Here is a 9,714-nt window from a genome sequence, read left to right on the forward strand (position 1 = left end):
ATTCTCACCTGTCTGCTAACAAGACAAGCATAGTTGGTTTGCGCTGGATTGCCCGAAACGTCGTGGACGGTCAGCTGACTATGCGCAACAGAGGTGCGTTACCCGTCGTGGGACAGCGCCTGATTGCGGAGACGCACTTGGCTACGCGAGACTGTCATTACAGCGCCATCAACCTGGGGGCAATCATGGCTTCTCGAAATATCCACGTCATGCCGGATGACGACCGAGGTTGGATTGTGGTCGTGGAGGGGCCGAACGGCGCCACTGTTCTGTTTCCGACAGAAGCTGAGGCAATTGCTGCTGCCACAGACGCCGCAAAGCAGGACGGGGTCAAACTCTTTATTCACGACCGTGATGGCCAGATCAAAGCGCGGAAATCCTTCGATCCGACGAACCATCGCAAATCCTGACGGCGCGGCCGTTGTACGTGGAGTTCGCTCCGGTATGCCACGCCGCCGCTATTGCCTAATCCCGACAGCCAGTACGATCGACAGAGGCTCTACAGCCTGGTGAGCCCGTCTCCAACTCGCAATCAAGACTTGTGGCGATAGTTGATACGTCCTTTCGTAAGGTCGTATGGCGACATCTCAAGCGTAACGCGGTCCCCTGCGAGAACACGTATGCGATTCTTTTTGAGGCGACCCGAGGAATAGGCCCACACCTCGAACCCGTTCTCAAGGATGACGCGAAAGCGGTTGTCCGGAAGCACTTCCGAGACCTTTCCGCCAAATTCCACCAATTCTTCTTTAGCCATGTATTGCTCCGTAGTGTCAGGCGGGGTTACGCGAATAGCGTAGGGAGGTTCGTAGGGCGCCGTTCAAACGACTGCGGTCCATGTGGGCAACAGCGCCGTCACCAGCGTTGCGGGCCGCCTGCTTGGCCTTGGCTTCCGAGCCATGGGTGGCGTGGCGCATCGAAACGTTTGCGACTACGCGTTCGGCGCCGTCCCGATACTCGGAGATCATGTAGCTTGCGAACCAAATACCTGGTTCTTGCTGAATTGGGTAAACGGAAACGGTGAAGGGCGTGGAATCGTGATTCAAATTGTTCTCGGTTTCGAGTCGACGCCGCTGCGAGGCAATAGCAGGTCGATCGGGGTTCGTCGTAACCACCAATCCTGATGGTGGCCCTATTGAGGAGAAATAGGTTGCGTCGTCGATGCGCGTGCTGAGGCGGGTGGCGACGGGTGCAACATTGACCTGACTTGCGCAAGCCAGCGACGTTGTGTACATGCGCTGTGTTGCGGAGCGGACGTGCCGCCGGTCGGATATGGTTACGGGCAGTAGTTGCCTCGAAGACCCGGAGTACACCCGGGTGGCCGATGACGCTCTTCTAGTGATGATGTCGTGCTGGCGGCGCATGCGTCGAATATCATCGACGGCAGCGCATCGTACCACTTTTATGCAATCCTTGCCGGGCAGAGGCGAGCTTGCCAGGCAATGTCCACTGCGGCGGGCGTAGCGTTGTGTGCCCAACAGTACTAGCAATCGTTTCGTTGCTGCTCTTCCCGGATGTTCCGCTGGAGCTTGCGCAAGGCATTGAGTGCGTGCGGATCGTTCGGTTGCTCCATCGCCGCATCAACAGATCGCGCTTGATAACCCAAGGCTTCGCACGCTTCAGCGCGGGATTGATCTACGCCCGATGCCATCTTGATTCTGGCTTCGTGACTGCGCATCGTCTCTCGCTCCAAGATGCGGTCAGACAGGAAGCTCGCTTCGTTTTCCCGCACGTGCTCGCTCTTTCCAAGCACCGATACGCTGCCTTGGTGCGAGCCGTCAACGATTCCGTAGCCATCTGGGCACGCCAATTCCTGGGTGTAAAGCGTCTTGCCACTGCCTTCGCAACGTATTGCATGTGCGGAGCACGCTGTTGCCAGCATCATGCCAAGCAGTGCTGCTCTGAGGAGTGCCATCGTAGGTTTTGCGGTCCAGGATGCGGCGTAGGAATGATGAGCCTGGCGCCTTTGGTCAGGGCACGCTCGATGACGCCTTCTCTGGAAGGACGCATGGCGCTGTTTTTGCGCGGCGCAATGAGCGTTTCGATCAGAGGCCAGCTAGCGACTCACCTACGACCTGGCCATCGATGATGTGCTCGCCGTGTCGTACGGCCGCACGCTTTGCCAGGCCCAAGTCAGCCCATTGCATGTCTGGAACGTGAAACACGCGCGCGCTCTTTCCGCTCGGTGGCTCACCTTCCCGACAGATGACCACGGATGCGCTGTATGTGCGGTCTGGCCGACGCTCGTGCCATTCGCGAGGCGAGTCGAATTTGTAGACCAACGGGTAGATATCAAAGCCCTTGCAGTTTGCAGTAGGGTAGTTGTCCATTATGTCGCTCCACGTGTGGTACGGTCCGGCACGCACTTTCTGTGACGGCGTTCAGGTGCTGCATCAATGCTTGAGAGTGCCCGCCATCGCCTTGTCAGACTGTCTCGTGCCTTCAATCCGAATGCAGGTGGCTGGCGATTGATGGTCGCGCGTCGCTGCGAACGGCGCATGGAATCAGTCTTGTCGCTCTTCATGGTGAGACGCGGCGCTTCATCAAGCCATGCCATAAATAAGATCGACCGCGAACCTGCCATAGTGAAGCGCTGCCTGCTCCGCCGCCCTGCGCGTGTAGTAGTCATCCTCTTCGTCGAAGGATTCGAAAAATATCCGATCGTCCCTGTCTGCCGTGTATCGGATAGCCATCCTGTAGCGCCATTTCGGCCCGGGGGCGCACGTTCGAGTAGGCTCGCTGGGTTCCTCGAATGCCGCGACATGTATGTACATACCTCGATATCCTTGGCACAGCCATCTCATTCGTGCCGGCATGGTAGACGTTCCTCAAATAGCATCTGTCCTAGCTGCCTATGACGATCGTGGCGGCAGCGAATACCATCACCAGCAATGATGTGGAGTAGCTAAACGTGCTGACCCAGTAGAGCGCTCGACTCGGTGTCTCGCTTCGTCGTCGGTGCCACTCAAATAGTTGCGAGAGAACAAGCAATGCGAAACTGGAAAAGTAGACTGCCAACACAGGCTTCTCCCGCAGATGATTGGCCTCTTTCCACGGTCTGCCGGTTCAGTAACTCCGGACGAGGCGTGGCGGAACAGAAAGGAAGCAAGCGCGTACCGGAGCGGGATGGCGCGTGAACTCGCTCGCATCGCGCTGGATGCGAGGGGTCATGCACCATTGATTCGAATCAGGGATGTGCTCGTCTCCGTCGTTGTCTCGCGCAATCTACGCCCCAATAAGTGCGGCGCAGCGAGAAGATCAAGGAGACGGCATTGAAGAGGGTCCCGTTGAGGCGGGCAAATCAATCCAGGTGGCGTGGCTGCTTGAAGATCCTGCTCAGTTAGTTATACGGGGCTTTCCTGCTGTAGTCAATGAAACTCTGCCGCTCAAATCTGGACGCTGTCCGACTCAAGATGGTGTGGCGTTGATCCGCGTACGTGGATTGAGATGATGCGGTTGTGTGAGGCGCGATTCAGGAGTGCTATGTCCTGGGAACTACCGTCTTGAGGTGCCCGCTTCGATGCGGTCGCGGCGTCGATAAAGGTGGGGCGGGGGAAAGGGATCGATGGGCCATACCTGGCAGTCGTGCGCCGCGGTTGGGCTCGATCGCTGCCACGTTGTTTGGATTGACATGTAGATCGATTGCGATCCTGTCGGAGACGTGTTTGGCTGGTGCGTCGATCTGGACGTACTGGCTTGTGGCATGGTCTTGCCAATGCCGCTAGTATCCGCCATCACGACCACGCATGGCGCGAACTCGTGGTGCAGGCTGTTCCCGCTGCGACGGAACATGCGACATTGCTCGCCGACGAGGCGATGGAAGCGATTCGGCGTGAGCGTCAGGCGCTCGGAAAAATCGGACTGTCTTGCAATCTTTGCAGCTTTGAAAATCAACAGCAAGTCTGTGCTGGGATCCGGGATCTCATAGGGTAGGTTCGCAGTATACCGATGCCGGTTCATTTCTGACCCTATGCCAATATGGTGGCGGAGTTGGTGTCGGCCACGGGATCGGCTTTGACATTCCAATGTAGTGTGGAGGCAGAAGCGGGCGAGCGGGCCGTGCTGGCGGGCACAGCGCCTGTCTGACCAAGTTGTAAGCGGGTTGGGACGGTGCGCATCTCGCCCCTATACTCTTGGAAGAGGCATTTCAGAAGCAAAGTACTTCTGGTTTGCCCATTAATCGTTTCCGGGTTTTCCCCCTCGATGACGTCTTGGGACTAGTGGCTCCAGAAGTTACCCGTGGGATTTCTGGAACATTCATGCAAGATGCCACGTGGCGGCCGTCGTTCGCCCACTCCCCAAGTAGCCAAGCAAGTCAGGCTTTCGCCGGAACCGGAAGGGCCCATTAGGCTGCCAGGCGTCGCGTCGATTGGCGAGCGAGTTAGAGTCTTTGGCGGGCCTTACTCCAGACACTCGGCTTACCTCGTGACGGATCTGGCAGGGCGAGCTGTGAACGCCATTCTTGCACCGGATCAATGAACGTCGGCCGAGAGGGGGGGCTGATATGCGAAGACGCGTCACGATCGGTGAATTCGAAGTGTTGATCGAGGGCGAGCAACACCGTGTCCGAACCAGTTGGTCTGCACGATGGGAAATGTAGTACGCGACTTGATCACTCATACGGATCGCCGGCCCGTCAGAGCTGATCTTCTCAGCGTACATTCCCACGATCGTCTTTGACGATGGAGAGGCAAAGGCTCGCGATGACATTGCCACCTTGTCGCCGAAAGTAAATCGGACACATCAAGGTTATCCGCGTATGCTCGGTCACGAAAGGAGACTCAGATGTCTCAGAATAACGCGATTTACAAAGGCTTCAGGGTATCGGCAACGGTGCGTCACGCGCCCGGCGAAGGCCCCGGTGGAGACTTGGTCCAGTCAGGCTTCCTCGCGACCGTAACGATCACGCAAGTCAGCACAGGAATGGGGTCCCGCAGGCGCTTGCCTCCCATGATCCAGCATTTTTCAGACGCGCCGCATGCGGCCATCGCGCTGGCATTGTCTTCCGCAAGGGACGTGATTGACGGCATGTCTACCTTCGTCAAGTCGAGGTAGTGCCGGCGGCCTTGCTCCGCGTCGGTATCTTCAGTCGTGCTCCAGGTCGAACCGTGGTCGAGAAGATTCTCCATATTCGAACCTCGTCGAAGCAGACTTGCAGCCAACACTGGGATGCGTTCTTACCGCAGCACTGGAAGAAGCGGTGAGAACGCGGAATCCCAACAGTAATTCTGGCCTCAGCCGGCCTTCACATCATCCTGCAGCGTCTGCTGTTCCCTTACGCCCGATTGGGCCCAGCGCTTTGCCCAGAGCGCCAGCGTGGGGATCAGGATGGTGGTAGCTACGACTGCGAAGAAAGCTTCGGCACCGTTGGTACGCAGCAGAATGCCACCGGTGATCGGCCCCAGGATGCCGCCGATGCGGCCGATTCCGTACATCCAGGCGATGCCTGACGAGCGACCGTGGGTCGGATAGAACGCGGCAGCCAGTGCGCCCATCGAGAACATGGCGCCGTTCAGTCCCATGCCCGCCACGATGATGCTGGCAGTGAGCCACACAGGGTTGTGAGCCTGCTGCCCGATCAACCATACCGACACGCCGCCAACGGCGAAGGCCAGCGCAACCACGCTGTTGCGCTCAAAGCGGTCCATAAGCCAGCCGACACAGAACGCGCCAATGATTCCACCCAAGGCGAGCAGACTGGTGGCAAGCGTTGCCTGTCGCAACGTCGCGCCAGACTCTTGAATCAGCGTGGGCATCCAGCCCATCAACAGGTAGTAGGCGAACGTACCGGCGAAGTAGGTGACCCATAGCGCGAGTGTTCCTGTACACAGTGGCTTCGTCAGCATGACGGCCATGCCTGTTCCGGCGCTCTTCGCCTGCTCTTCGGAAAAGGCGAACCGTACACCCTCGAAATCATGAGCAGGCGCAATGCGACGCAGTACCGCGGCAATCCGATCGGCAGGCCATTGGCGCATCACCATGAAGCGCAATGGCTCGGGCATGGTGAAATGGACGACCGCGGCCAGCATGATTGGAATGACGGCACCCACCATGAACAGGCTTTTCCAGCCATAGGCAGGAATCAGCATGCCCGCTGTCATTCCGCATGCTGCGGCGCCGAGCATTCCACCGCAGGCCATGGTGTTGACGAGCAGCCCGCTTCGCCGGGCCGGGGCGTACTCGTAGACAAGCGTCGTGGCTCCGGGAACTGCTGCACCGATGCCGATGCCGGTCAGGAAGCGCCAAATGCCCAACGACAATGGTGTGCCGGCAAACGTGCTGCCAAGGCTGCAAAGGCCGAACATGACCATGGAGGCAACCATTACCGTCTTTGGTGTCGTCCGGTCGAACAGTGGGCCGGCCAGTAAGGCGCCGATCGCCATGCCGAAGATCGACGCGCTCATCACGGGGCCGAAGACCGCCTTGTCCAGATGCCACTCCTGTATCAATACCGGGACAACGAAGCCGACTGCGAAGGCGTCGTAGGTATCGATAGCGATAGTCAGGAAGCAGACCACCAGGATGAGCCATTGATACGGTGAGAACCGCTGTGCGTCGATGAAGCGCTTTACATCGAGGGTCTTGCTACTGTCTGTCATTTTGTCTCCTCCCCATCTGTGATAACGGCGTTGGCTATGGCCTACGTTGCATTTGGATTTGCCTTGTACAGCGATCGTTTCGGTGCGGCGAAAAGCCGCCGTACCATGGGTTCGAAAACATTGATCGGGTATGTCTCCGCGTCGGGATCGAAGGCCGGGCTGTCGTACCGCTCGATGAACTCCGCGGTTCGTTGATAGTGGGGATGGCCCTTGAATTGGTCGCGCAGGTTGCGATCGAGGCCAACGTGGTGAAAGAAGTTGTGCCCCTGGAAAATGCCGTGGTGTTCCACCATCCAGAGATTGGCCTGGCTGACGAATGGCTTCAGGATGGCTGCCGCAACCTCCGGGTGGTTGTGCGAGCCCAGCGTATCGCCGATATCGTGGAGCAGGGCGCAGACGACGTACTCTTCGTCGCGTCCGTCCTTCAACGCGAGTGTCGCGGTCTGCAGGCAATGGCAGTAGCGATCAATCGGAAAGCCGCCATGGTCGCCCTGCAGCAGTTTCAGGTGCGCGAGCACCCGGTCGGCTAACCCTGCGGAGAATTGCGCGGCCTGGGGCCTGATGATTGCCCAGTCTTCGGGGGTGCTGTCCTGCATTCGGCGAAACTTGGCTCGCTCGCTCATGGGGGCTCCTTGGATTGTTGTTGGGGGCGGTCTCTTGACGGACGCTAGCGTTGGCGCACCGCATCCCAGCGGCTGTCATCCATCACCAGCCGGAAGCCAAGATGCGACATGCTGTTGTACGGGTCCGTGCCGCGTCTGGCGCTGGGCCGATAGCTCAGGCAGTAGTCTTCGTTGCAGAGAAAGGACCCACCGCGGGTGACCCGCCTTGGCACCGCAGCGGGTACACCCGGCTCGGTCGGGTCCCATGCGGCGGTGGGGCCCGAGGGATTCTCGATTACCCGGCCGAAGGCAGCCTCTCGCTGGAACTGGTCCACCCGATACCAGTCGGCCACCCACTGCCAGGCGTTGCCGGTCATGTCTTGAAGGCCATAGCCATTCGCCGGAAACGTGCCGGCGGGGCTGGTGCCCAGCGCACCGCCAGCCTTCGGACTGACCACGGGGAACGGTTGAGCCTGCTGTCCCTGCCAGACGTTGGCCATCTGCTTGCCGTCCGGCGCAAAAGTCTCGCCCCACGCGTAGGTGGCCTGCTCCAGGCCGCCGCGCGCGGCGAACTCCCACTCGGCTTCTGTCGGCAAGCGCTTGCCCACCCATTTCGCATAGGCCAGGGCATCCTCAAAGGACACTTGCACCACCGGGTGGTCGTCCTTGTCCTCGATCGAAGTTCCCGGGCCGCCCGGGTGACGCCAGTCGGCACCCGGCACGAAGCGCCACCAGCGAGAGTAATCCTGCAGCGGAACCGGCTGTGATGTGCCGACGAACACCATGCCGCCCGGAACCATCGCACTATCTGGAGGGCGCGGCGTGTCTGGCGGTAGTTGTACTTTCAGGGTTTCCCAGTCCGGTGTTTTCTCGGCGGTAGTGATGTAGCCGGTGGCCGCAACGAACTTGCGGAACTCGGCATTGGTGACATGGTGCTGGTCCATCCAGAAGCCGTGCACGCGGACCTTGTGCGCAGGCTTTTCGTTGGGCTGTGCCATCTTGCTGTCGCTGCCCATCAGGAATTCGCCGCCGGGTATGTGGACCATGCCCAGCGGCGCGCTCACACCATCGCCTGCCTTGATCATCGTGGGCGTTGCTTGCGTGGAGGAGCGTGCAAGCCACCAGGTCAGCCCACCGCCGGCGGCGGCCGCGCACACCGCCAGGGCGACCACGGTGGCGCGGCGACTCAGGCGTCGAGCCGGTTGACGACTGAACTCCATGCGGGGCTCCTATCGCTGTGCGGCAGGCTGCTGCCGCCTTTGCTGCAGGAACTCCTGGACCATGTTTGAGCGGTCGAACGACTTGGCGGCCTGGACGGGGGGATACTCGGCCAATGACTTCAGGTGATTGCCGATCAGTTCCCCGAGCGGTCCCGACATCCAGGCGGCCTTCTGTACCAGGTGGCCGTACGAATCCTTGCTGTCATAGCTTTCGAATGGGTCGCTGCGCAGGTTGAAGAGCATGGTGATAGTCCGCGGGCGCAGGTCGCTGTAATAGTCCTCCTTCAAGGAGAAGTGGAATTTCCATGGCCCCATGCGCACGGCCGCCAGCTTGCTTTCGTAGTAGTAGAGAAAGTCCTTGCGCGCGCTTTCCGGAGATTTTCCGGTCCAGTAGTCGATGTTGTTGACGCCATCGATGTACTGCTTCCTCTCGTGCTTCATCTGCTCGACGACGTCCGGATCGCCGGCTACGGCTGCAAAGGTCGTGAACATGTCCTGGTGCGCCTGGATGCCGTTCTTGATCTGACCCGGCTTGATCACCCCAGGCCAGCGGACCATGGAAACCACGCGCACGCCACCCTCATACGTCGTCATCTTCTCGCCGCGGAAGGGCGTCGTCGCGCCGTGCGGCCAGGACGAGTGTTCCGGACCGTTGTCGGTTGAGTACCAGACGATGGTGTTGTTCTCCAGGCCGCTACGCTTGAGGTAGTCCAGGACCAGCCCGACGTCGTGGTCGTGCTGAAGCATGCCGCTGCCATGCAGGTCGTCCTCATGGGTGTACTTGGCCGCGGCATAGCGCCATTTATCGTTGAGGTGCGTGTAGAGGTGCATGCGGCTCGTGTTGAGCCAGACGAAGAACGGCTTGCCATCCTGTTTGGCCTTCTGCATGAAGTTGATGGCCTTGGGAATGACTTCCGCCGCGTCGAAGTCCTCCATCCGCTTCATCGTCAGCGGTCCGGTGTCTTCGATCGTCTGCCGGCCCACCGGCCCGAAGCGCGGGTCCACGGTGGTGTCGTCGTTGCCCGTGGCGAAGGTGTGCAGAACACCGCGCGGCGCGAACTTCTGGGCAAATGCCTTGGGCCCGCCGGGGTAGTCGTTCGCGTAGTTCTTGTAGTCGTGGTACTCGGGTTGCTCTTCCACGTTGAGGTGGTAGAGATTGCCGAAGAACTCATCGAAGCCATGCGCCGTGGGCAGGTTTTCGTTGCGATCGCCCAGGTGGCTCTTGCCGAAATGTCCGCTACGGTAGCCGAGCGGCTTCAGCACTTCCGCCAGGTGTGCGTGAGCACGAGATTCGAT

General features: G+C 59.7%; 10 protein-coding genes. 1 reads left to right on the plus strand and 9 read right to left on the minus strand.

From position 1 onward, the window contains the following. Nucleotides 1–62: 62 nt before the first annotated feature. On the plus strand, nt 63–410 hold the full coding sequence (locus tag B2246_RS00370) for a DUF2188 domain-containing protein (protein WP_008646229.1): 348 nt from the start codon (nt 63–65) through the stop codon (nt 408–410). Nucleotides 411–532: 122 nt separating this feature from the next. Here the strand turns inward: B2246_RS00370 and infA are convergent, their stop codons facing one another. The 9 genes from infA to B2246_RS00415 form a co-directional block, all read right to left on the minus strand. Next, entirely contained in the window at nt 533–754 is a 222-nt protein-coding gene (gene infA / locus B2246_RS00375) for a translation initiation factor IF-1 (protein ID WP_008646230.1), read from the minus strand. A gap of 16 nt (nt 755–770) precedes the next feature. Further along, the gene (locus tag B2246_RS00380) at nt 771–1,232 is read right to left on the minus strand and encodes a hypothetical protein (RefSeq protein WP_234707063.1); all 462 of its coding nucleotides are present in this window, start codon (nt 1,230–1,232) and stop codon (nt 771–773) included. Between the two features lie 248 nt (nt 1,233–1,480). Next, nucleotides 1,481–1,912 (minus strand): hypothetical protein, encoded by a 432-nt coding sequence (locus B2246_RS00385; RefSeq protein WP_286962497.1) that lies wholly within the window; start codon nt 1,910–1,912, stop codon nt 1,481–1,483. A gap of 130 nt (nt 1,913–2,042) precedes the next feature. Next, nucleotides 2,043–2,327: a hypothetical protein gene (locus tag B2246_RS00390; protein WP_008646233.1), complete on the minus strand. Its 285-nt coding sequence runs from the start codon at nt 2,325–2,327 to the stop codon at nt 2,043–2,045. A 2,508-nt stretch (nt 2,328–4,835) separates the two neighbouring features. Continuing rightward, nucleotides 4,836–5,126, minus strand: coding sequence for a hypothetical protein (locus B2246_RS00395; protein ID WP_187192338.1), 291 nt, complete (start codon nt 5,124–5,126; stop codon nt 4,836–4,838). 105 nt (nt 5,127–5,231) lie between these two features. Continuing rightward, entirely contained in the window at nt 5,232–6,515 is a 1,284-nt protein-coding gene (locus B2246_RS00400) for an MFS transporter (protein WP_286964005.1), read from the minus strand. 122 nt (nt 6,516–6,637) lie between these two features. After that, nucleotides 6,638–7,219 carry an HD domain-containing protein gene (locus B2246_RS00405; RefSeq protein ID WP_286962499.1) on the minus strand — a complete coding sequence of 194 codons (582 nt, stop codon included), beginning with the start codon at nt 7,217–7,219 and terminating at the stop codon, nt 6,638–6,640. Nucleotides 7,220–7,263: 44 nt separating this feature from the next. Next, nucleotides 7,264–8,418 (minus strand): formylglycine-generating enzyme family protein, encoded by a 1,155-nt coding sequence (locus B2246_RS00410; protein ID WP_186426259.1) that lies wholly within the window; start codon nt 8,416–8,418, stop codon nt 7,264–7,266. A gap of 9 nt (nt 8,419–8,427) precedes the next feature. Beyond that, the coding region (locus B2246_RS00415; protein ID WP_286962500.1) for a sulfatase-like hydrolase/transferase at nt 8,428–9,714 on the minus strand (1,287 nt) is incomplete at its 5' end.

It is taken from the genome of Cupriavidus sp. UBA2010, assembly GCF_002335265.1.
GTDB lineage: Bacteria > Pseudomonadota > Gammaproteobacteria > Burkholderiales > Burkholderiaceae > Cupriavidus > Cupriavidus metallidurans.